General features: G+C 68.7%; 15 protein-coding genes and 1 pseudogene. 13 read left to right on the top strand and 3 right to left on the bottom strand.

What is annotated here, in order from left to right; genetic code table 11:
* The first annotated feature begins 159 nt into the window (after positions 1-159).
* From GII31_RS16465 to GII31_RS16440, 6 genes are all read left to right on the top strand, one after another.
* Positions 160-1,014, top strand: a complete 855-nt coding sequence (locus GII31_RS16465) for a TIGR02569 family protein (protein WP_213244472.1) — start codon at positions 160-162, stop codon at positions 1,012-1,014.
* A gap of 201 nt (positions 1,015-1,215) precedes the next feature.
* A complete protein-coding gene (locus tag GII31_RS16460; RefSeq protein WP_213244471.1) occupies positions 1,216-2,733 on the top strand; it encodes an MFS transporter in 1,518 nt (505 codons plus the stop codon).
* Positions 2,734-2,786: 53 nt separating this feature from the next.
* Complete coding sequence (gene nirB, locus GII31_RS16455; protein ID WP_213244470.1) at positions 2,787-5,342, top strand: nitrite reductase large subunit NirB; 2,556 nt, start codon at positions 2,787-2,789, stop codon at positions 5,340-5,342.
* Between the two features lie 93 nt (positions 5,343-5,435).
* Positions 5,436-5,843 carry a nitrite reductase (NAD(P)H) small subunit gene (locus GII31_RS16450; protein ID WP_246222337.1) on the top strand — a complete coding sequence of 136 codons (408 nt, stop codon included), beginning with the start codon at positions 5,436-5,438 and terminating at the stop codon, positions 5,841-5,843.
* Positions 5,840-7,093, top strand: a complete 1,254-nt coding sequence (locus GII31_RS16445; RefSeq protein WP_246221921.1) for a uroporphyrinogen-III synthase — start codon at positions 5,840-5,842, stop codon at positions 7,091-7,093. The genes GII31_RS16450 and GII31_RS16445 overlap by 4 nt, the downstream gene beginning before the upstream one ends.
* Positions 7,093-7,842 carry a sirohydrochlorin chelatase gene (locus GII31_RS16440; protein WP_213250591.1) on the top strand — a complete coding sequence of 250 codons (750 nt, stop codon included), beginning with the start codon at positions 7,093-7,095 and terminating at the stop codon, positions 7,840-7,842. Before GII31_RS16445 ends, GII31_RS16440 begins: the two co-directional genes overlap by 1 nt.
* 133 nt (positions 7,843-7,975) lie before the next feature.
* Here GII31_RS16440 and GII31_RS16435 read toward each other — a convergent pair whose 3' ends face one another.
* Positions 7,976-8,281, bottom strand: coding sequence for an MGMT family protein (locus GII31_RS16435; protein WP_213244468.1), 306 nt, complete (start codon positions 8,279-8,281; stop codon positions 7,976-7,978).
* Positions 8,282-8,285: 4 nt separating this feature from the next.
* Positions 8,286-9,074, bottom strand: a complete 789-nt coding sequence (locus GII31_RS16430) for an alpha/beta hydrolase (RefSeq protein ID WP_213244467.1) — start codon at positions 9,072-9,074, stop codon at positions 8,286-8,288.
* A 60-nt stretch (positions 9,075-9,134) separates the two neighbouring features.
* Here GII31_RS16430 and GII31_RS16425 point away from each other — a divergent pair, with 60 nt between their 5' ends.
* From GII31_RS16425 to GII31_RS16400, 6 genes and pseudogenes are all read left to right on the top strand, one after another.
* Positions 9,135-12,680, top strand: a complete 3,546-nt coding sequence (locus GII31_RS16425; protein ID WP_213244466.1) for an ATP-dependent helicase — start codon at positions 9,135-9,137, stop codon at positions 12,678-12,680.
* On the top strand, positions 12,673-16,074 hold the full coding sequence (locus tag GII31_RS16420) for an ATP-dependent helicase (protein ID WP_260840053.1): 3,402 nt from the start codon (positions 12,673-12,675) through the stop codon (positions 16,072-16,074). Before GII31_RS16425 ends, GII31_RS16420 begins: the two co-directional genes overlap by 8 nt.
* Before the next feature lie 155 nt (positions 16,075-16,229).
* Positions 16,230-17,315: a potassium channel family protein gene (locus GII31_RS16415; RefSeq protein ID WP_213244464.1), complete on the top strand. Its 1,086-nt coding sequence runs from the start codon at positions 16,230-16,232 to the stop codon at positions 17,313-17,315.
* Complete coding sequence (gene nudC, locus GII31_RS16410) at positions 17,308-18,405, top strand: NAD(+) diphosphatase (protein ID WP_213244463.1); 1,098 nt, start codon at positions 17,308-17,310, stop codon at positions 18,403-18,405. Before GII31_RS16415 ends, nudC begins: the two co-directional genes overlap by 8 nt.
* Positions 18,406-18,453: 48 nt before the next feature.
* Positions 18,454-18,732, top strand: a complete 279-nt coding sequence (locus GII31_RS16405; protein WP_213244462.1) for a mycoredoxin — start codon at positions 18,454-18,456, stop codon at positions 18,730-18,732.
* A gap of 78 nt (positions 18,733-18,810) precedes the next feature.
* A pseudogene (locus GII31_RS16400) lies at positions 18,811-20,963 on the top strand (ATP-dependent DNA helicase UvrD2).
* 28 nt (positions 20,964-20,991) lie between these two features.
* Here GII31_RS16400 and GII31_RS16395 read toward each other — a convergent pair.
* The gene (locus tag GII31_RS16395; protein ID WP_246221919.1) at positions 20,992-21,456 is read right to left on the bottom strand and encodes an SRPBCC family protein; all 465 of its coding nucleotides are present in this window, start codon (positions 21,454-21,456) and stop codon (positions 20,992-20,994) included.
* Between the two features lie 226 nt (positions 21,457-21,682).
* Between GII31_RS16395 and GII31_RS16390 the strand changes: the two genes are divergently transcribed.
* A complete protein-coding gene (locus tag GII31_RS16390) occupies positions 21,683-22,048 on the top strand; it encodes a hypothetical protein (protein WP_213244460.1) in 366 nt (121 codons plus the stop codon).
* The last annotated feature ends 38 nt before the right edge of the window (positions 22,049-22,086 follow it).

The following is a 22,086-nucleotide window of genomic DNA, read 5'->3' as shown; positions in this document are numbered from 1 at the left end:
GCCGACCCGGGGCGGTGTCGCCCCGGATCGGCGGTTCACCACGGGCCGGCGGTTCACCACGGGCCGGCGGCACCGGACATACGGCCGAAAGAGCGCCATGGTGGCAGGTGTTCGCGTCGTTGGGTGCGATAGTAAGTTCGCATCGCTAACCTCAACGATGTGAACACGTTCGCCCCGCCCGACCATGTGCTCAATACATTCGGTCTGACCGCGCATCCGCCGATAGAAGTCGGTGATGTGTGGCACGGTGGCTGGCGCGTGGGCGAAGTGGTGCTGTCCCTGGTGCCCGACCACGCCCGGGCCGCGTGGTCGGCGAAGGTCCGCGAACATCTGTACGTCGACGGTCTGCGGATCGCGCGCCCGTTCCGGGCCACCGACGGGCGATACGTGGTGTCCGGGTGGCGGGCCGACACCTACATCGCCGGCAGCACCGAACCGCGCCACGACGAGGTGCTGGCGGTCGCCGATCGCCTGCACGCCGCGCTCGCCGACATCGAACGGCCGCGTTTCCTGGCGCAACCACCGGCGCCGCCGCACACCGACGTCGACGTGTTCACCGCCGCCGACCGTGCGGCGTGGGAGGACACGCCGCTGCGTTCGGCCCGGGCGGCGGGGATGGCCGAACCCGTCTCCGTCGACGGGCAGACCAGCGTCGAGGCGCTCAAGATGCTCGCCAAGCTGCGCAAGCCGGTGGAACTGCCATCACAGGTGGTGCACGGCGACCTGTTCGGGACGGTGCTTTTCGCCGGTGCCGCGGCCCCCGGTATCAGCGATATCGTGCCGTACTGGCGGCCGGCGGTATGGGCCTCGGCGGTGGTCGTGGTGGATTCGCTGGCCTGGGGCGGTGCCGACGAAGGCCTGGTCAACCGCTGGGCCGATCAGGATGAGTGGCCGCAGATGTTGTTGCGTGCCACGATGTTCCGACTGGCGGTACATGCGCTGCACCCGCGTTCGACGGGTGGGGCACTACCCGGCCTGCTGCGCGTCGTCGACGTGGTGCGGCTGTTGGTCTAGTCCCCGGCCGCATCCGGATCGGACCGGCACGGCATCTCTCACCTTCGCCACGGTGATGTGAGAACAACGTGATTGTTCGGTCACCGACGGGCAAACCCGCGAAACACACGCTTTCTACCTTGGATCACAACCGACATCGGGGTCGGCGACATATCGGCACCGGCGCCGGTACCACCCGACAGATGATCCAAGGGGAGTCATATGCCGTCAACTCTGTTGGCCAACCTGCGGCGCGACCGCACAATCACCGATTGGGATCCCGAGGACCGGGAGGCCTGGGACAACGGCAATGCCGCGATCGCCAAGCGCAACCTGGTGTGGAGTGTGATCTGCGAGCACGTCGGATTCTCCATCTGGTCGTTGTTCTCGGTGATGGCCCTGTTCATGGGGCCCGAGTACGGGATCAGCCTCGACCAGAAGTTCATGATCGCGGCGACGGCGACGTTCGTCGGTTCGTGCCTGCGCATTCCGTACACCCAGGCCACGGCGCGTTTCGGTGGTCGCAACTGGGCCATTTTCAGCGCGATCGTGCTGGTGATCCCCACCGGGCTCACCATGATGCTGATGATGAACCCGGGAGAGTTCGGTTTCGGCTGGTTCCTGGCTGTCGCGGCGATCACCGGTTTCGGCGGCGGCAACTTCGCCTCGTCGATGACCAACATCAACGCCTTCTACCCGCAGCGGCTCAAGGGCTGGGCGCTGGGCCTGAACGCCGGCGGCGGCAACATCGGTGTGCCGGCCGTGCAGTTGATCGGTCTGCTGGTGATCTGGCTCGCCGCCGACAGTCCCGAGATCGTGTGCGCCTTCTACCTGCTGCTGCTGGCCGTCGCCGGTGCGGGTGCGGCCCTCTACATGGACAATCTCGATCACCAGACCTCCAGCGCCACGGCGATGATCGACTGCCTGCGGCACCGCGACACCTGGGTCATCGGCATCCTGTACGTCGGCACCTTCGGCTCCTTCATCGGTTTCGGATTCGCCTTCAGTCAGGTCCTCAACATCAGCTTCACCTCCTCGGGCGCCGCCAAACCGGCACTGGCCGCGGCGCAGATCGCCTGGATCGGCCCGCTGCTCGGCTCGCTGGCCCGTCCGTACGGAGGCAAGCTCGCCGACCGGATCGGCGGCGGCAAGGTCACCATGTACACGTTCGTCGGCATGATCGCCGCCGCGGCGATCCTGGTGGTCGCGGGCACGATGGCCGACAACAACGGCAAGGTCATCGACAGCGGACACCTGGTGGGCCTGATCGTCGGCTTCATCCTGCTGTTCCTGCTTTCCGGTATCGCCAACGGCTCCGTGTACAAGATCATCCCGACCATCTGGGAGGAGAAGGCGCAGTCCCGCACCGACCTGGGCGCGATGGAGAAGGTCACCTGGTCGCGGTCGATGTCGGGTGCGCTGATCGGTCTGGCCGGCGCGGCCGGCGGCCTCGGCGGCGTAGGAATCAACCTGGTGCTGCGGGCCAGCTACAAGTCCAATCAGTCCGCGACGGTGGCGTTCTGGATCTTCATGGCGTTCTACGTGCTCGCCGCGGTGATCACCTGGTGGTTTTACGTGCGCAGCCGGTCGGTCGTGAGCAATGAGACCACCGACATCGTGGTCGAGGTTCCGGGTACCGCCCCGGCGGCGGACATGTCCGCGGGGGGCGCCGAGGCGGCGGTGGAAACCGCCGGGCAGCCGAAGGTTTCGACATCAGCCGGAAACGGGACGCTCGCCTGACGGCGTACGTCCGCCACGCAGACACCGAATACGGTTCGAGGAGAAGTATCAAGATGAGCAGGCAGACAGTGGTGGTCGCGGGCCACGGTATGGTCGGACACCGGTTCGTGCAGGCTTTGCGCAACCGTGATTCCGGGGGTGACTGGGACGTGGTGGTGATCGGCGAAGAGGCCGACCCCGCCTACGACCGGGTGGCACTTTCCTCCTATGTCGGTTCCTGGCACCGTGATTCGCTGGCACTGGACGGCAACACCTACGCCGGTGACGAGGCGGTGGTCAGCCATCTCGGTGAGTTGGTCACCGGGGTCGACCGCTCCGGCAAGCGGGTCACCACCGACTCCGGCCGGGTCGTCGACTACGACGCGCTGGTCCTGGCGACCGGGTCGTATGCCTTCGTCCCGCCCGTCGACGGCCACGATCACCGGCGGTGCTTCGTCTACCGCACGCTCGACGATCTCGACGGCATCCGCACCGCCGCAGAGGCCGCCGGGCCGGGGGCGGTGGGTGTGGTCGTCGGCGGCGGTCTGCTGGGGCTGGAGGCGGCCAACGCGCTCAAGCTCCTCGGAATGACCCCGCACGTGGTGGAATTCGCACCGCGGCTGATGCCGATGCAGGTCGACGACGGCGGCGGCGCCGTGCTCAAGGGCCTGATCACCGACCTCGGCCTGCACGTGCACACCGGTGTGGGTACCTCGAGTATCGCCGATCACCCGGACGTGCCCGACACCCTGCGGGTCACCCTCAGCGATGATTCGACCATCGACGCCGCGCTGGTGGTGTTCTCCGCCGGTGTGCGCCCGCGCGATCAGCTGGCCCGCGAGGCCGGTCTCGACGTCGGCGAACGTGGTGGTGTGCTCACCGACTCCTATTGCCGCACATCCGATCCCGATGTGTACGCGATCGGTGAGGTGGCCGCCGTCGACGGCCGGTGCTACGGCCTGGTGGCACCCGGATACACCACCGCAGAGGTGGTGGCCGACCAGTTGCTCGGCGGTGACAGCCGTTTCCCGGGTGCCGACATGTCCACCAAACTCAAGCTGCTCGGCGTGGACGTGGCGAGCTTCGGCGATGCGATGGGCACCACCGAGAACGCGCTGGAGATCGTCTACCACGACCCGGTTGCCGGCCGGTACGCCAAGGTGGTGCTCTCGGACGACGCCAAGACGCTGCTCGGCGGCATCCTGGTGGGCGATGCCTCGGCGTACGCGATGCTCAAGCCGATGGTCGGCCGCGAGATCCCCGGGGATCCGTCGTCGTTGATCGCGCCGTCCTCGTCGGGGCCGTCGATCGGGGTCGACGCACTGCCCGACGACGCCGAGATCTGTTCGTGCAACGGTGTTTCCAAGGGCACCATCTGCTCGGCGATCGCCGAGGGCGCGTGTGACCTGGCCGCGATCAAGGGCTGCACCTCGGCCGGGACAACCTGCGGTGGCTGCCTGCCGTCGATCAAGTCGCTGCTGGCCGCATCCGGAGTAGAACTGAGCAAGTCGCTGTGCGAACACTTCTCGCAGTCCCGCGCCGAACTGTTCGAGATCGTCTCGGTCACCGGCATCCGGACCTTCTCCGGCCTCATCGAACGTTTCGGCACCGGTCAGGGCTGCGACATCTGCAAGCCGACGGTGGCCTCGATCCTGGCGTCCACCTCCAGCGAGCACATCCTCGACGGCGAGCAGGCCGCTCTGCAGGACACCAATGATCACTTCCTGGCCAACATGCAGAAGAACGGCTCGTACTCGGTGGTGCCGCGGATGCCCGGCGGCGAGGTGACACCCGAACAACTCATCGTGATCGGTGAGATCGCCCGCGACTACGGCCTCTACACCAAGATCACCGGCGGTCAGCGCATCGACCTGTTCGGGGCTCGCGTCGACCAGCTCCCGGAGATCTGGCGGCGGCTGGTGGCGGTCGGCATGGAGTCGGGGCAGGCGTACGGCAAGAGCCTGCGTACCGTCAAGAGCTGCGTCGGCTCCACCTGGTGCCGGTACGGCGTGCAGGACTCGGTGGGGATGGCGGTGTTCCTGGAGAAGCGCTATCGCGGCCTGCGGTCACCACACAAGATCAAGTTCGGCGTGTCGGGGTGTGCGCGGGAGTGCGCGGAGGCCCGCGGCAAGGACGTCGGCGTCATCGCCACCGAACACGGCTGGAATCTGTACGTGGCCGGCAACGGCGGACAGAGCCCCAAGCATGCGGTGCTGCTGGCCGGCGGAGTGGATGACCAGACGCTGGTCGCCTACATTGATCGGTACCTGATGTTCTATATCCGCACCGCGGACAGGCTGCAGCGCACCGCGCCGTGGCTGGAGTCCCTGGACGGTGGTCTGGACCATCTCAAAGCGGTGGTCTGCGACGACAGCCTGGGCCTGGCCGCCGAATTGGAGGAAGCGATGGAACGCCATGTCGCGGGGTACCGCGACGAGTGGGCGGCGGTGCTCGACGACGAGGAGAAACTGAGCCGCTTCGTCTCCTTCGTCAACGCCCCGGACGTCGCCGACCCGACCATCCGCTTCGCCGACTACGAGCGGCGGGTACCGGTTCTGCTCGACATGCCCCCGATGCCTCCGGCCCCGGCCGGGGTGTCCACCGAACAGGATTCACCGGCGTCGGTGTAACCGGACCCGACCGATCGGCTCTTCCCAGCCCGAAGGAGCACTGAAATGACAACACAACAGACAACCGACGAGACCCTGGTCGCCCCGCGCTCGATGGTCCGGGAGGTGGCGGCGACCCATCCCGGCGCCGTCGACGGATCGTGGGTGCGGGCGTGCATGCTGGCCGACCTCTCGATCGGCCGCGGCGTGGGGGTCCTCGGACCGGATTTCGAACAGGTCGCGCTGTTCCGCGTGCCTGCCGCCGAATCGGACCGCGAGGCCGGTCCCGGCCGCAGCAAGCTGTACGCGGTGGGCAACATCGACCCCTTCGCGCGGGCCGCGGTGATCTCGCGTGGGCTGACCGGAGACCGTGACGGCGAGCCGATGGTGACCAGCCCGCTCGGCAAACAGGCATTCTCGTTGCGCAGCGGCGTGTGCCTCGACGACGACTCACGGTCGTTGTCGAGCTATGCGGTCGTCGTGCGGGCCGGCGCCGTCGAGGTGTTCTTCCCGAAACGATGAGTACCGGACCAACTGGGAGCGTCGGTCCGGTCGGGCGGACGGCATCCACCCGCGCCAGGACCGTCCCGCCCGCACCCGGCGCCGACACGTCCGACGACGGTGACGGAGGTGATGCCCCGTTGCCGCTGACCGGATTCACCATCGGACTCACCGCCGCACGCCGCTCGGAGGAGTTCGGCGCACTGCTCGCCCGGCGCGGCGCCCAGGTGATGAGTGCGCCGACGATCATCATCGTGCCGCTGGCCGACGATTCGGCGCTGGCCGAGGTCACCGAGGAGATCATCGCCGATCCGCCCGATCTGATGGTGGCCACCACCGGCATCGGCTTCCGTGGCTGGGTCGAGGCCGCGGAGGGTTGGGGGAATGCCGAGGAATTGCTGGGGGCGCTCGGCGGCAGCAGACTGATCGCGCGTGGCCCCAAGGCCAAGGGTGCCATCCGGGCCGCCGGACTGACCGAGGAGTGGTCGCCCGACAGTGAGTCGTCCTCGGAGGTGCTCGACAAACTTCTCGACGAGGGTGTCGAGGGTCTGCGGGTGGCGGTGCAGTTGCACGGGGCGACAACCGAATGGGAACCACTGCCGGACTTCTGCGATGTGTTGCGGGCTGCCGGTGCGAACGTGCTGCCGGTGCCCGTGTACCGCTGGAACGTCCACCCGGACGTGGCACGGATCGACAAACTGATCGCGGCCGTCATCCGGTCGGATCTGGACGCGATCACCTTCACCAGCGCACCCGCGGTGGCCGCGCTGTTCACCCGCGCGAAGGAACTGGGCAAGATGGCCGCGCTCACCCACGCCATGCGTACCTCGGTGCCGGTGTTCTGCGTGGGTTCGGTGACGGCGGGGCCGATTGAGGCGCAGCAGATTCCGACGATATACCCACACCGCTACCGGTTGGGCGCGCTGGCCCGGCTGATCACCGACGAACTGCCGCGGCGCAGCCACCGCCTCCGCGTGCACGGCCACGACACCGCCATTCGCGGCCAGTCGGTGATAGTGGACGACAAGCTGCTCGAACTGTCGGCGACCAGCATGACCCTGCTCAAGACCCTGGCGGTCAACCCGGGCAGGGTGGTCTCGCGCACCGACCTGCTCGCGGGTTTGCCCGGGGACAGCTGTGACACCCACGCCGTCGAGGTGGCCGTGGCCAGACTTCGTGGCGCGCTGGGTGATCCGAAGATGATTCAGACCGTGGTCAAGCGCGGGTACCGGCTGGCCGTCGACCTGGAGTACGACGGGGAGGACGAATGATGGAGACACCTTTGCCCCTCGGCGACCGGATGCGGGAGGTGAATCCCGTGATCGTTGCTCATGGGACGCGAAACCCGCATGGCGTCAACATGATCGCCGAGATCGCCGCCGCCGTCGGTGAGCGGGTCGGAACCACCCGGACCGCGTTCGTCGACGTTCTCGGCCCGACACCGGCCGAGGTGCTCAACGATCTCGCCGACGATCGTCCGGCCGTCATCGTTCCTGCCTTCCTGGCATCGGGATATCATGTGCGCCAGGATCTTCCGGGATATATCGCAGAGTCCGGACGTTCCGGATCGATCGTCACGCGCGCACTCGGGCCCGACCCGGTGATCGCCGCGGTGCTGCGATTGCGGTTGATCGAGGCCGGCTGGGAGCCCGGTGACACGGTGGTGCTGGCGGCGGCCGGGTCGTCGGATGCCTCGGCCCGGGGGCAGGTGCATCTGGCCGCCCGGCAGCTCGAATCCCTGATCGGGGGCCGGGTTGAGGTCGGTTTCATCGCCACCGCCGAACCCACTGTGCCCCAGGCGATCGCCCGTTCCCGGCGACTGCTGCGCCGCGGCGGGAAACTCGTCGTCGCCAGCTATCTGCTGGCACCGGGTCTGTTCCATTCCCGGCTGCACACCATGGACGTGGACGCGGTCGCCGAACCCCTCGGCGCCGACCCGCGCATCTGCGACCTCATCGTCACCCGGATGCGCGCCGCCGTCAGCCCCTACCGTCGCTCCACCGCAGTCACCTGGCGCTGAAATCGCCACCCCTCGCCGGTTAAGGTGCAAGGAGCGTAAGCGACGAGCCTCGAAACCCCGTGAGATGACGCGTGGCGGGTTTCAACGCTCACAGCGCTCAACTCGTCGCAGCCCTCGACACGCAATGCTCCGATCATGCCGTGGGCGGCTGCCACCGGCATTCCCGCAGCCGGATCCGGCCGTCGGCGCAGGGCACGCCTTCCTCTCGCAGCCGGTCGAGTTGACGGTTCTCCAGGTGGGCGGCGGGCCGGCCGCTCGCGGGGACCACCCGGTGCCAGGGGAGGTCGGCGGAGTCGGTGCGCATGATCCAGCCCACGATCCGGGGAGACGACAGACCGACGGCGGTGGCCAGGTCGCCATACGTGGTGACCCGACCTTCGGGGATTGCGGCGACGAGGGCCCGGACCGCCTCGATGTCGTTGTCGGAAACAGTAGCCATCGGGCTACCAGATCGCCTCGCGGATCAGCCGGGCCACCAGGCCGGGTTCCAGGAACGGCACCATGTGTTCGCAATCTGCATGCAGCACAGTCACATCCGGTCCGCAGTCGGCGAGGAATTGTTCGCTGATGAACGGGGGGTCGACGCGGTCGGCGACCACGATCGTCGTCGGAACACCTTCGGGTGCGGCCACCGCTGGCCGGGCCATCTCACTCCACGCGGTCGCCGCCGCCGGTGCGCTGACCCGCCACTGCACCCGGCCCGCGGAGTTGGGGACCAGGTGCGTGGTGATCTCGTGCTCGAGAATGTATTCGGGCACCAGCGCCCATCCTTCGGCGCGTTTGGCCGAGCGTGCGGCGTCGGCATCGGCGTAGTCCCAGTGCTCCAGGCTCAGCGTCGACACCTCCAGCGCCCGCTGCGGGTCGAGGCCCTGCGCCGGATCGAGCGCGATGACCGCCCGCACGCGTACCGCCGACGCGGCGAGCCGGTGCGCCAGCCGCATTGCCAACGCGCCGCCGAATGAATGTCCCACGATCACCAGTTCAGTCGGATCCTCTATGGCGACAATATCTTCGAGACCGTCGAGGTTGGCCTCGAAGGACCACGGAGGGGTGAACGGTGACTGTCCGTGCCCACGCAGATCGGGTGCGAGGATGCGGACCTCCGGCAGGTCGGCGGCCAGGAAGCGCCAGCGGTCACCGTGCCCGGTCAGCCCGTGGATCGCCAGAACCGTGGGTGTTCCGGTCGGCACCTCGTGGCGGGCCGGACCGAAAGCGTGGGTGAACAGAGTCATGCGGCCATTATCCCGGACGCCGGGCGGGCAGTGTCGGTGGCGCGTGATTGCATAGGGATCATGTCCCGACGGTCACAACCACGCAATCAGCCAGTGCGGGGTACCGCCCTGCGCGCGCGGCTGATCGCCGCACACGGCGACATGGGTGCACCGCGCCGGTGGCCCGAGCCGGTGCGCAGGGTCATCGACGACGTACGCCGATCACCGGATGCGCGGGCGTGGCGGCCGTACCGGGTGCACGGCGGACCGGGCACCGGTAAGACGGCGCTGGTCGTCGACGCCGCCGTCGCCAGGCTGTCCACACCCGGCGTCGACCCCGAATCGGTGCTGGTGATCGCGCCCAGCCGGCGGGCGTCGATCGCGCTGCGGGAGGAGATCACCCGGCGGGTACTGGCCGGCCGGGACCCGGCCGTCGGAACCGCCGGGTTCGGCGGCGCGTTGCGGGAGCCGCTGGTGCGTACCGTGCATTCGTACGCCTTCGCGATCCTCCGGTTGCAGGCCGCCGCACACGGCAATCCGCCGCCCCGGCTCATCACCGGTTCCGAGCAGGACGTGGTGTTACGGGAGTTGCTCGCGGGCGACATCGAGGACGGGGCCGGGTACTGGCCGGTACACCTGCGGCCCGCGCTGGGTACGGACGGATTCGCGCAGGCGTTGCGTGATCTGCTGATGCGGGCGGCCGAACGTGGCGCCGGTCCTGAGGAACTGGTGGCGTTGGGGCGCAAGCATAAACGTCCCGAATGGGTGGCGGCCGGCCGTGCCTATGCCCAGTACGAGCAGACGATGCTGCTGCGCGGCAGCGTCGGCCTGTCCACCCCGGGAGCCTCCGCGCCGGCCGTCGACGCCGCCGAACTCGTCGGGTCGGCGTTGTCGGCGTTCGCCACTGATCCGGACCTGCTCACCGCCCAACGCCGTCGCATCCGCCACCTCATCGTCGACGACGCCCAGCACCTGGACCCGCAGGCCGCCTACCTGCTGAAGCTCGTCGGCACCGGTACCGCATCGACGATCATCACCGCCGACACCGACCAGTCGGTGTTCGGATTCCGCGGCGCCAGCCCGGTTTTCGCGGATGGCCTCGCCGAGTCCGGCAGCGACCACGACATCGTCCTCACCGAGGACCTGCGTTCGCATCCCGAGGTCAACCGCGTCGGCGGACTGCTGGCCCGTCGGCTGCCCGGTGCCCGCCCGCACCCGTATCCCGAACCCCAGGACCCCGAACCACAAGACCCTGAGCAACCCGACGCCGAGGAGCGGCCGGGGTCGGCATCGGTGCGGGTGTTCAGCTCGGCGGCAAAGGAAGCCACCGCCGTGGCCGATCTGCTGCGCCGGGCGCATCTGTTCGAGGGGGTGCCGTGGTCGCAGATGGCGGTGATCGTGCGCTCCGTGTCGTTGTCGATGCCCGCGTTGCGGCGCGCGTTCCGGTCGGCCGGGGTACCGATGAGCACCCAGACCTCCGATCTGCCGCTGCACCGCCAGCGCGCGGTGACCGGCCTGATGCTGGTGCTGCGCGCCGTCGCCGCCCGCGATGATCCGGCCCTGTCCGAGCGAGGGAGGAAGACGGGGTCTGAGGGGCCGGCCGGGACCCGACCATTGGATACAGAGCTGTTCGGGATCGACCACACCGTCGAGCTGATCACCGGGGTGATAGGTGGCGCCGATCCGGGCGCGATGCGCAGGTTGCGTCGCGGTATCCGGCGGTACGACGAGGCCCATCCTGCGCAGATCGCCGGTGACGGCCAGGTGCCCGATTCGCTGGTGTCGTTGCGGGCGGCGATCCTCGACGACGCCGTGGCCGATCGGTACGCGAAAGCCTTGTCCGACACCGAACTCGCGCCACTTAACCGGGTGCGCAAGGCCGTCGGCGCCGGGTATCGGGCGCATGCCGGCGGAATGGGACTCGAACACACCCTGTGGGCGGCGTGGCAGGCGACCGGACATGATCGGCGCTGGGCGGCAACGGCTTTGCGGGGTGGTCCGATCGGCGAGCAGGCCGACCGGGATCTGGACGCGGTGATCGCGATGTTCGAGGTCGCCGGAACGTTCACCGACAACCTGCCCACGGCCGGACCGGCCGCGTTCGTCCGTCATCTGACTCAGTTGCAGATTCCCCGCGACAGTCGTACCCCGCATGTGGCCGCAGAATCGGTGTCGGTGATGTCGGCGCATGCGGCGGTGGGCCGCGAGTGGGAGGTCGTCGCGGTGGCCGGGGTGGCCGACGGTCTGTGGCCGTCGCTGCGCAGCCGGGGCAGCGTGCTTGCCACCGGGTCGCTCGTGGATCTGCTCGACGGCGTGCATCCCGATGCCGTCGACACCGTTGCCCGTGGGTCGGTGGCGCTGGCCGACGAACGCAGGCTGTTGCTGGTGGCGTGCAGCCGGGCGCGGCGCACGCTGATGCTTTCGGCGGTCGATGACGGCGACACGTCGTCGCCGTCCCGGTTTCTGTTGGAGATCGCCGACACTCTCGGCCTGACCACATCGGACCCGGCGGACGGGCAGGCGCCGCCCGCAGATCTGCCACTGGACCCAGGCGTCGACAGGGTGTTGTCCCTGCCGTCGCTGGTGGCCGCGCTGCGGACCGCGCTGGTGGCGGGAACCGAAGGTACGGAACCGGAGTCGGTGCGCCGGGTGCAGGCGGCGGCTGCGTTGTTGGCCGAGCTGGCCGACGCGGATGTGCCCGGTGCCCACCCGCGCGACTGGTACGGGCTGGCCGGACCCAGCACCGATGCCGCGCTGTGGACGCCCGACGACGGGCCGGTGGTGCTGTCCCCGTCCACCACCGAGACGTTGTCGCTGTGTTCGCTGCGCTGGCTGCTGGAGCGGCACGGGGGCCGGGACGGCGATCAGGCTCCCGCGGTCACCGGCACCCTGGTGCACACGCTGGTGCAGGCCACGGCCGGCCGGATCGACCCCGCCGAGGTGACCGCGGCACTGCGGGAGGTGTGGGATCGGGTCGACAGTGGTGCGGCGTGGTTCTCGCGACGCGAACTCGAGCGTGCCGAGGCGATGCTGGCCAATTTCCGTGAGTGGCTGAGAGTGTCGCGGGCCGATCTCAGCGAGTTCGGGGTGGAGGCCGATATCGACGCGGTGCTGCCGCCGGAGAGGGGCGACGGCGGCGAGGATGGTCCGGCTGACCCCGCGGTGCGTCTGCGAGGGCGGATCGATCGCCTCGAACTCGATCACAGGGGGCGTCCGGTGGTGATCGACGTGAAGACCGGAAAGACCCCGATCTCCAAGGCCGACGCGCAGGAACACGCCCAGCTGGCCACCTACCAGGTGGCGCTGACACTCGGCGGGGTGCCGGGGCTGGGCGGGAACAAGAACGGTGAGGACAAGAACGGTGCGGACAAGAACGGTGTGGGGGACACCGGGGGTGGCCGGCTGGTGTATGTGTCCTCGTCCAATCGCACCACCGGTGCGTCCGAACGAGTGCAGGACCCGCCCGATGCCGAGGTGATGGACGAATGGATCATGTTGATACGCAAGGCTGCCCGGGCATCGATCGGACCGCGGTATGCCGCCTCGCCCAATCCTGGTTGCCCGCACTGCCCGGTCACCACCAGCTGTCCCGCCCACCACGAGGGCAGGACCGTTCTCGATGATTAGTGCGCGGGCGTTGGCTGCCGCATTGGGTTTGCCGTCGCCGACGGAGGAACAGGTGGCCGTCATCGAGGCACCGATGGAGCCGGTGCTGGTGGTGGCGGGTGCCGGCGCGGGCAAGACCGAGACGATGGCCTCACGGGTGGTGTGGCTGGTGGCCAACCAGCTGGCCGGGCCGGAGGAGGTGCTCGGGCTGACGTTCACGCGCAAGGCGGCCAGTGAACTGGGGGCGCGGATCCGGCGGCGGCTGTCGATGCTGGCGGGTTCGCCGGCATTGCGTATGTGGGATCCGGGTGGGGAGTTGGCCGCCCGGCTGCGCAGCGCTGATCCGGAGGTGAGTACCTATCACGCGTACGCGGGCAGGTTGATCGCCGACTACGGGCTGCTGTTGCCGATGGAGCCGTCGTCCACGCTGCTGTCGGAGACGGAGTTGTGGCAGTTGGCGTTCTCGGTGGTGTCGAACTGGGTGGGTGAACTCGACACCGACAAGACGCCCGCATCGGTGACCGAGGCGGTCTTGTCGCTGTATTCGGAGTTGGCCGAGCATCTGGTGGACGTGTCCGCGCTCGCGACCGCCGGTGACACTCTGTACGGGCTGATCGACACGCTGCCCAAGGCGCCGCGCCAGCGGGCCGAGCCGAGTCAGGCGCTGCGCAAGGTTCAGGCGGTGATCGACGAGCGGCGGCAGTTGGTGCCGCTGGTGGTGGAGTTGGGTGCGGAGATGCGCCGGCAGTCGGCGCTTGATTTCGGGTCGCAGATGTCGATGGCGGCGCGGCTGGTGCGTGACAATCCGGAGGTGGCCGAGTCCGAACGCGGCGCGGTGCGGGCGGTGTTGCTCGACGAGTATCAGGACACCGGACATTCCCAGCGGATCCTGTTGTCCTCGTTGTTCGGTCGGCAGATCGGGGGAGGGGGGTCGGTGGCGGTGACCGCGGTGGGCGATCCGATCCAGTCCATCTACGGCTGGCGTGGTGCGTCGGCGGCCAACCTGCCGCGATTCACCCGTGATTTCCGGTGGGCGGACGGTTCGCAGGCCCGGCGCCTGGAGCTGCTGACGAGTTGGCGCAACAGCAGGACCGCGCTGAAACTGGCCAACGAGACCTCCGAAGAGTTGCGGCGCAGGGGTATTCCGGTGAGCGTGCTGCGTCCGCGCGAGGGTGCGCCCGCCGGTGTCGCGAGATTAGCGCTGTGCGACACCGTCATCGACGAACGCGACTGGGTGGCCGACCGGATCGAGGACCGGTACCGGGCCGCGGAGGAGGCCGGGCGGACCCCGCCGACGGCGGCGATCCTGGTGCGGCGCAACGAGGACTCGGCGCCGCTGGCCGCCGCGCTGGCCGCCCGGGGTATTCCCGCGGAGGTGGTGGGCATCGGCGGCCTGCTGCACGTTCCGGAGGTCGCCGATATCGTCGCGACGCTCAAGCTGGTGGCCGACCCGCTGGCGGGGTCGGCGGCGATGCGCCTGTTGACCGGTCCGCGCTGGCAGCTGGGGGCCGCCGACATCAGCGCGCTGTGGCGCCGGGCCCGCGAACTGGCGGTGGCGTCGGGCTATGGGACGTCGGGGGCGGTGGCCACCCGGGAGGAGTTGGACAAGGCGCTCGACGCGGTGCTGCCGACCGACCTGATCGACCAGGCCGGTATCGGTGACGCGCTGGTGGATCCGGGTGACCCGGACCGCTACAGTCCCGACGGCTATGCCCGGATCCGCGCCTTCGGCGGGCAGGTGGAGTCGTTGCGCCGCAGGATCGGTCAGCCGCTGCCGGAGCTGGTGGCCGATGTGGAGCACACCCTGGGAGTGTCGGTGGAGGCACAGATCCAGGCGCGGCGGATGCGCGGAACCGTCACCGGCCGTGAGCAACTCGACGCATTCGCCGCGTACGTGTCGAGGTTCGCCGACCGGCCCGGCGCGAATCTGCCCGGTCTGCTGTCGTTCCTGGCCGCGGCGCAGTCCATCGAGAAGGGGCTCGAGCCCGGACATGTGGAGGTAGCCGAACATCGGGTGCAGATTCTGACGGTGCACGCCGCGAAAGGCCTGGAATGGGATGTGGTGGCCGTGGTGCATCTGTGTGACCGGATCTTCCCGGGAGGCAAGGCCGATTCGACGTGGCTGGGCAGTGCGCGGGAACTGCCCGCCGAGCTTCGTGGTGATCTGGCCGATGCCGGCACGAAAGGTGCTGAATCAGAGGGTTTTCCCCGATGTGATGTGTCCGGGGCGGCCGACCGCAAGGAGTTGGAGAATCTCCTGGTCGAGCATCGGGAGGCCATCAAGGAGCGTCGGCTGGAGGAGGATCGCAGGCTGTTGTATGTGGCGCTGACCCGCGCCAAGGACGAGTTGCTGGTGTCGGCTCACCACTGGTCCGAGGGCGATGATAAGCCGCGCGGTCCGTCGGTGTTCTTCGACGAACTGCTGGAGATCACCCGGTCGGCGCTGGCCGATCCGGCCGCCGACTCCGAGGGTCTGCGACTGGATGAGGTGGCCGATCCGCCCGAGGACGGCGACAGCAATCCGCTCGCCGAGCTGGACGCCTCGCGGCCGTGGCCACACGATCCGCTCGCCGGGCGGCGGGAGGTGATGCGTGAGGCCGCGGACCGGGTGTTCGGCGCCCTCGCCGGACGGGAGGCGCCGGGCCTGTTCGACGCGCCGGCCGAAGCCGCACCGCGAAAACCCGGGCGTGGGAGCCGCAAACGTGGCCCTGCCGCATCGGCTCCGGTGGTGGCCGACCCCGACGATCCGGTGATCGCGGCCTGGCGTGCCGAGGCCGACGCACTGCTCGCCGAACTGCGCAGTGTCAACCAGGCGCTGATCGAGGTGGAGTTGCCGGCACATCTGTCGGTGAGTCAGCTCGTCGAACTCGACGCCGACGAGCAGACTTTCGCGCAGCGCCTGCGCCGGCCGACCCCGTTTCCGCCGAATCCGACCGCGAGGCGCGGCACCGCCTTTCACGCCTGGGTGGAGCGTTGGTTCGGGGCGACCCGGCTCCTGGACATCGACGAGTTGCCGGGGGCCGCCGACGCGACTGCCGCGCCCGACTCCGATCTGGACGCACTGCGGGAGCGGTTCCTTGCCTCACGATGGGCTCAGCGCACCCCGAGCGAGGTGGAGGTGCCGTTCGAGACGGTGATCGGTACGACGGTGATCCGCGGCCGCATCGACGCGGTATTCGCCGAGGGTGAGGGCCGCTGGCTGGTGGTGGACTGGAAGACGGGGTCGGTGCCCGAACCGGCCAGGCGGACGTCGTTGATCGTGCAGCTGGCCGCGTACCGGATCGCGTGGGCGCAGCTGGCCGGGGTACCGGTGGAGAAGGTACGCGCCGCGTTCCACTACGTGCGGTCGGGGGAGACACTCGAACCGGACGATCTGCCCGACCGGGAGGCGCTCGCGGCGTTGCTGGCCAGATAGGCGCGGAGGCGGCCGGCGAATCCCGGTGCGGCGTGCCGCGTCCGCCCCTGCTTGCGAAACCGCCGGAGGGTATTAGATTCAAGGTCTTGTGAGGCATGTATCGCGCGCTACGCGACACCGGGCGTCGGTTGCCGGACGCGGGTTGACGATGACCGATGGGCGTCGGTGTGGCCGTCCGTAACCGGATCCGGCTGCGCTCGGATCAGTTGTCGGAGGGGCCCGACTACGCGCTCGTGGGCGTCATCAGTATTCCCGAACTGCAGGCCAGCCCGTGGCGGGCGATCGGCAAGCGGGTGGTGTTCGCGGTCGTGGCGCTGTTCTTCACCGCGGTGATCGTCTACCTCGACCGCCACGGCTACCGCGACGCGCAGGGCAACGCGCTGTCGTTCCTCGACTCGCTCTACTATTCGGCGGTCACCCTCTCGACCACCGGCTACGGTGACATCACGCCGCTGTCGCCGCAGGCGCGGCTGGTGAACATTCTGATCATCACGCCGATGCGTGTGCTGTTCCTGATCGTGCTGATCGGTACCACCCTGGAGGTGCTCACCGAGCGTTCGCGGCAGGCCTTGAAGATTCAGCGATGGAGGAACTCAGTGCGTAATCACACGGTGGTGATCGGTTACGGCACCAAGGGCCGCACGGCCGTCGAGGCGATGATCGGCGACGGCATCAAACGGGCCGAGATCGTCGTCGTCGACGCCGACGCGGCGGTGCTGGAGGCGGCCGCGCAGGACGGTCTGGTGACGGTGCGCGGTGATGCCACCAAGTCCGATGTGCTGCGGCTGGCGGGGGTGGCACACGCGGCATCGATCGTGGTGGCCACCAACCGCGACGACACGGCGGTGCTGGCGACGCTGACGGCCCGTGAGATCAATCCGCGGGCCAAGATCGTCGCCTCCATCCGGGAGGCCGAGAATCAGCACCTGATGCGCCAGTCGGGTGCGAATTCGGTTGTGGTGTCGTCGGAGACGGCGGGCCGGTTGCTGGGCATCGCCACCAAGACCCCGACCGTGGTGGAGGTGATCGAGGATCTGCTGACCCCGGATGAGGGCTACTCGATCGCCGAACGCGAGGTGGACCCGACCGAGACCGGCGGCTCGCCCAAGCACACCAAGGACATCGTGCTCGGGGTGGTTCGTGAGGGCGTGCTGTACCGCGTGGACGACAGTGAGGTGGAACAGATCGAAGTGGGCGATCGCCTGCTGTACGTACGACAGGGCGGACCGGCCGATGACTGAATCCCGACGTCAGGCGCTTCGGTTCACGCTGACGCAGCCGCCGCTGTTGTCGCGTGCGACATTCCACCGTGCCGACGAACTGCGTGACGACCCGGCCGCGCTGCTGTCGGGCTGGCCGTCGGCGCGGGTGCTGCTCGTCGATTCCACCGGACGCTATCCGGTGACCGGCGATGGCACGCTGCACTGGGTCGATGCGCAGACGCTCGGCCCCGAACCGGGCCCCGATGCGGTGTTCCTCGGGGTGTCCGACGCGGTGTCTGCCGGAGTCTCCGACGCGCAGGACGCTTCCGGTCACCTGTGGGCGCGGCGCGTCGATCATGTGGACGGGCCGACCGCCGACCCCCGCCGCGGAGCCGAACTGCTCGGCGCCGACGAGGCGGGGCTGCTGGTCACCGCCCTGGGCATTCTCAATTGGCATGCCACCGCTCGTTTCTCGCCCGTCGACGGGGTACCGATCGTCGCGGCGCGCGGCGGTTGGGTGCGCCGGCCCGCACTGGGCGGCCCGAACCTGGCCGGACACAACAAGGCGACCGCCGCCGACGAGTTCCCGCGTACCGATCCGGCGATCATCACGGTGGTGCACGACGGTGCCGACCGAGTGCTGCTCGGCCGGCAGGCGGTGTGGCCCGACGGCTGGTACTCGACTCTGGCCGGTTTCGTCGAACCGGGTGAATCGCTGGAACAGTGCGTGATCCGCGAGGTGCACGAGGAGGTCGGCATCACGGTGCGCGACCCGCGGTACCTCGGCAGCCAGCCGTGGCCGTTCCCGCGATCGCTGATGCTCGGATTCGAAGCGCTCGGCGACCCCGACGAGCCGCTGCGCTTTCTCGACGGCGAGATCGGCGACGCCATCTGGTTCCATCGCGACGAGGTGCGCGAGGCGCTCGCGGCGGGCGGCGGCTGGTCGCGCGCCGACGGCGCCCGGATATCTCCCGTCGCCCCGGCATCTCCGCTCGCCCCGGCATCTCCCGTCGCTCCGCTCGCCCCGGCACCGGCCGGTGCCGGGGCGCCGCGGCTGCGGCTGCCCGGTTCGATCTCGATCGCCCGCGCCATGATCGAGGCGTGGGCGGACCCGCAGGCCGGACGGTAACGCGACTCCACCCGGAACACCGCGCCGACCTGTGGTGTTATGTGCTGCATGAGCAATGTGATCGATGACGACACGCGTACCTCCGACGACGGCGAACTGACCATGTACACCACCTCGTGGTGTGGTTACTGTGCACGGCTCAAGACCGCGCTCAAGGCCAGCGGTATCGGCTGGCAGGAGATCGACATCGAGGTCAACCCGGATGCGGCCGAGTTCGTCGGCAGCGTCAACGGCGGCAACCATGTGGTGCCCACCGTGCGGTACGCCGACGGCAGCACCGCCACCAATCCGTCGATCGCCGAGGTGAAGGCCAAGCTCGGAGTGTGATCAGAGCGAGCGGAGCGACGGGGGATGTGCAGGCGAGCGGAGCGACGGGGGATGTGCAGGCGAGCGTAGCGACGGGGGATGTCCCGGTCACCCGGCGAACGGGTGTGCGAAGACGCTGTCGTAGGGCCCTGCGATAGTGGTGTCGTGCCCGACATCCTCGATGGTCTCGATCCCGAGCAGCGTGCCGCCGTCCTCGCTCCGCGCGGACCGGTGTGCGTGCTGGCGGGTGCGGGCACCGGCAAGACCCGGACCATCACCCGGCGCATTGCGCATCTCACCACATCGGGGCAGGTCAATCCCGGCCAGGTGCTCGCGGTCACGTTCACCGCGCGGGCGGCCGGGGAGATGCGCGGGCGCCTGCGCTCGCTCGAGGTGGGCGGAGTACAGGCGCAGACCTTTCACGCCGCGGCGTTGCGTCAACTGCGCTACTTCTGGCCGCAGGCGTTCGGTGGGCTGCGCTGGGAATTGCTCGACAACAAGTTCCAGATGGTCTCGCGGGCCGCGCACCGGGTGGGTCTGCCCACCTCGAAGGAGGCGGTCCGCGACCTCGCCGCCGAGATCGAATGGGCCAAGGCATCGCTGATCGGTCCGGCGCGCTATGTCGAGGACGTCGCCGAACTGGGCCGTGACACACCGCAACCGGCCGAGCGTGTCGCCGCCGTGTTTGCCGCGTACGAACGGCTGAAGGTCGACGAGAACGGTGATCGGCTCTTCGATTTCGACGATCTGCTGATCTACACCACCGAGATTCTGCGGACCGACCGGGCGATCGCCGAGGAGTTCCGCGAACGTTATCGTTGCTTCGTCGTCGACGAATACCAGGACGTCACCCCCGTGCAGCAGGGCCTGCTCGCTGAATGGCTGGGTGCCCGGGACGATCTGACGGTGGTGGGGGATGCCAACCAGACCATCTATTCGTTCACCGGTGCCACCCCGTCGTACCTGCTCGACTTCACCCGTCGATTCCCCGATGCCACCCTGGTGCGGCTGGAACGCGACTACCGTTCGACACCGCAGGTGGTCGACCTCGCCAACCGGGTGATCGGGCAGGCGCGCGGCCGGATCGCCGGTACGCGGCTGCGGCTGCTGGGTCAGCGGTCGGCCGGGCCCGAGCCGGTGTTCGCCGAGTATCCGGACGAGCCTGCCGAGGCGGCCGCCGTGGCGCTGAAGGTGGCCGACCTGATCGAGCAGGGGGTGCCGGCGTCGGAGATCGCGATTTTGTACCGGATCAACGCGCAGTCGGACAATCACGAACAGGCGCTCACCGAGGCCGGTATCCCGTATCAGGTGCGCGGCGGCGAATCGTTCTTCGCCCGCACCGAGGTGCGGCAGGCGATGCGCGGGCTGACCGAGGCCGCGCATCGCGACGATCTGCCCGCCGACGCCGATGTGCCGATGGTGACCCGTGCCGTGCTGGCCCCGCTGGGGCTGTCTCCGGATGAACCGTCGGGCGCGCAGGCGCGGGCCCGCTGGGAGTCGCTGCGGGCGGTCGCGGCCCTCGTCGACGATCTTGCCGTTGCCCAGCCCGATCTGACGCTGCGCTCGGTGGTGGCCGAACTGAACGCCCGAGCGCAGTCCCGGCACCCTCCCACCGTGCAGGGCGTCACGTTGTCGTCGCTGCACGCGGCCAAGGGCCTGGAATGGGATGCGGTGTTCCTGGTCGGTCTGACCGACGGTTCGTTGCCGATCTCGCAGGCCATCAATTCCGGTTTCGAGGCGATCGAGGAGGAGCGCCGGCTGTTCTACGTCGGTGTGACCCGCGCCCGGGAACATCTGCGGGTGTCGTGGGCGCTGGCCCGCAACGAGGGCGGCCGGGCCCGGCGCCGTTCGCGCTTCGTCACCGACGACATCGTGCCCGACACGTCACCGGCCTCCCGGATCGCCGAACCGGCGCCGGTACGCCGCGGCCCGTCGTGCCGGATCTGCGGCACCCGTCTCGTCGGGTCGGCGGCCGCGCTGCTCGGCCGCTGTGAACGCTGCCCGGCCGACATCGACGAGAATCTGCTCGCCGAACTGAGGCAGTGGCGCGACGAGGTCGCCGACGCCAAGAAGGTGCCCGGTTTCACCGTTCTGAGCGAGAAGCTGCTCACCTCGATCGCCGAACAGGCCCCGGCCACCCCCAGGAGTTGATCAAGATCCACGGCATCGGCCAGAAGAAGCTCACCGACTACGGCGACGACATCGTCGCGATCGTCGTGAGAACGCGGTCATCCGGTCGTCTGCCCGGCTAGTGGTAACGGATTCCGGCCGCCCGGATGGTCAGGGACGGTCTTCGGCGAGCGCCTTGATCCGCCGGAGCGTATGACGGATTCCCTCGTCAGCATCCTTACGGCGGATGGTGAACCATTTCTCGGCATCATCGCCGTACCTGTCGACGTAGAAGGCGCTGCCCGTTTCGGTGAACTCGGTGTACTCGGTGAGCAGCGTTCCGGTCGATGACGGCTCGAGTCGGTATCCCCAGCGGGTGCCGGTGACGACGACCTCCCAGGAGAATTCGCTGTTCGGGTCACTCGCGACAACGGCCGACACGGTTGACCATTCCTGGTCAGTGGTGCGGTTATGGCCGGTGAAAGTCGCGCCGACGCCGCGTTCGCCGGTATCCCATTCGCATCGGTAGCACTGCGGACTCCACTCCCCGGTTCGGGTGACGTCACTGACGAGTGCGAACACAACCGGCGGTGCGGCATCGACGGTGAGGGAGTGACTGAGTCGGTAGGTCATCATGTGTCCGAGGCTAGCCCGCGAGATGGCGCGCAGGGGAGGGTCGGATCGTCGGCGGGTCATGCCGCATCTTCGTGAAAAGTGCTGGTCAAAATTAGGTTGTGTGGTTTCTGATCGGCCTCTACTCTGGTCAGCACGACACGGGGAGAGTGTCGTGTGTCCCACATCGGGTGGGCTCGCCCAGTACCCAGCAGTCTCCCGATCGAGCACGGAAAGGAGTGTCGGACCCATGAACAATCGAGTCGATGATCAGCTCGTCGCCGGCGCTGCTCCGTGCGCGGCCGATGTCCATCCGGCGGCCTCGTCGCCGTTCGGGTATCCGGCCGTGACCGATCGGGTGTCGGGCGTTGGCCATCCGGCTCCGGGGGCAGGCGCTGAACATGCGCACGCCACCGCCCGCGCGACCGCGGTACAGGCACAACACGTCGACGGACTGCATTGTTCGTGGCGTGGATGTGAATTGTCCGGCAAGGCGAAGCCCGCTCCCGCGGCAATCGCATCTGTCGGCGCACTGCGTATCGCCGAGGCCGGTATCGACGCGATTGCGCGAGCCAGGCAAAGATTCCCCGTGTTCTTGCCGAAATCCCTGAAATAGGGAGATCGGGCAGCACAGGCCACGGCGGATCGCGAAGA

The organism is Gordonia pseudamarae (genome assembly GCF_025273675.1).
GTDB classification, from domain to species: Bacteria; Actinomycetota; Actinomycetes; order Mycobacteriales; family Mycobacteriaceae; genus Gordonia; species Gordonia pseudamarae.
The sequence above is the reverse complement of the archived record's forward strand: the minus strand, read 5'-3'. Positions and strand labels throughout refer to the sequence as shown.

What these genes read in the sequence shown, in the direction of transcription:
- GII31_RS16460 (WP_213244471.1), top strand. Translation starts at nt 1,216, where the DNA reads ATGCCGTCAACTCTGTTGGCCAACCTGCGGCGCGACCGCACAATCACC.
- nirB (WP_213244470.1), top strand. Translation starts at nt 2,787, where the DNA reads ATGAGCAGGCAGACAGTGGTGGTCGCGGGCCACGGTATGGTCGGACAC.
- GII31_RS16450 (WP_246222337.1), top strand. Translation starts at nt 5,436, where the DNA reads ATGGTCCGGGAGGTGGCGGCGACCCATCCCGGCGCCGTCGACGGATCG.
- GII31_RS16445 (WP_246221921.1), top strand. Translation starts at nt 5,840, where the DNA reads ATGAGTACCGGACCAACTGGGAGCGTCGGTCCGGTCGGGCGGACGGCA.
- GII31_RS16440 (WP_213250591.1), top strand. Translation starts at nt 7,093, where the DNA reads ATGGAGACACCTTTGCCCCTCGGCGACCGGATGCGGGAGGTGAATCCC.
- GII31_RS16435 (WP_213244468.1), bottom strand. Translation starts at nt 8,281, where the DNA reads ATGGCTACTGTTTCCGACAACGACATCGAGGCGGTCCGGGCCCTCGTC.
- GII31_RS16430 (WP_213244467.1), bottom strand. Translation starts at nt 9,074, where the DNA reads ATGACTCTGTTCACCCACGCTTTCGGTCCGGCCCGCCACGAGGTGCCG.
- GII31_RS16425 (WP_213244466.1), top strand. Translation starts at nt 9,135, where the DNA reads ATGTCCCGACGGTCACAACCACGCAATCAGCCAGTGCGGGGTACCGCC.
- GII31_RS16420 (WP_260840053.1), top strand. Translation starts at nt 12,673, where the DNA reads ATGATTAGTGCGCGGGCGTTGGCTGCCGCATTGGGTTTGCCGTCGCCG.
- GII31_RS16415 (WP_213244464.1), top strand. Translation starts at nt 16,230, where the DNA reads ATGGGCGTCGGTGTGGCCGTCCGTAACCGGATCCGGCTGCGCTCGGAT.
- nudC (WP_213244463.1), top strand. Translation starts at nt 17,308, where the DNA reads ATGACTGAATCCCGACGTCAGGCGCTTCGGTTCACGCTGACGCAGCCG.
- GII31_RS16405 (WP_213244462.1), top strand. Translation starts at nt 18,454, where the DNA reads ATGAGCAATGTGATCGATGACGACACGCGTACCTCCGACGACGGCGAA.
- GII31_RS16395 (WP_246221919.1), bottom strand. Translation starts at nt 21,456, where the DNA reads ATGATGACCTACCGACTCAGTCACTCCCTCACCGTCGATGCCGCACCG.
- GII31_RS16390 (WP_213244460.1), top strand. Translation starts at nt 21,683, where the DNA reads ATGAACAATCGAGTCGATGATCAGCTCGTCGCCGGCGCTGCTCCGTGC.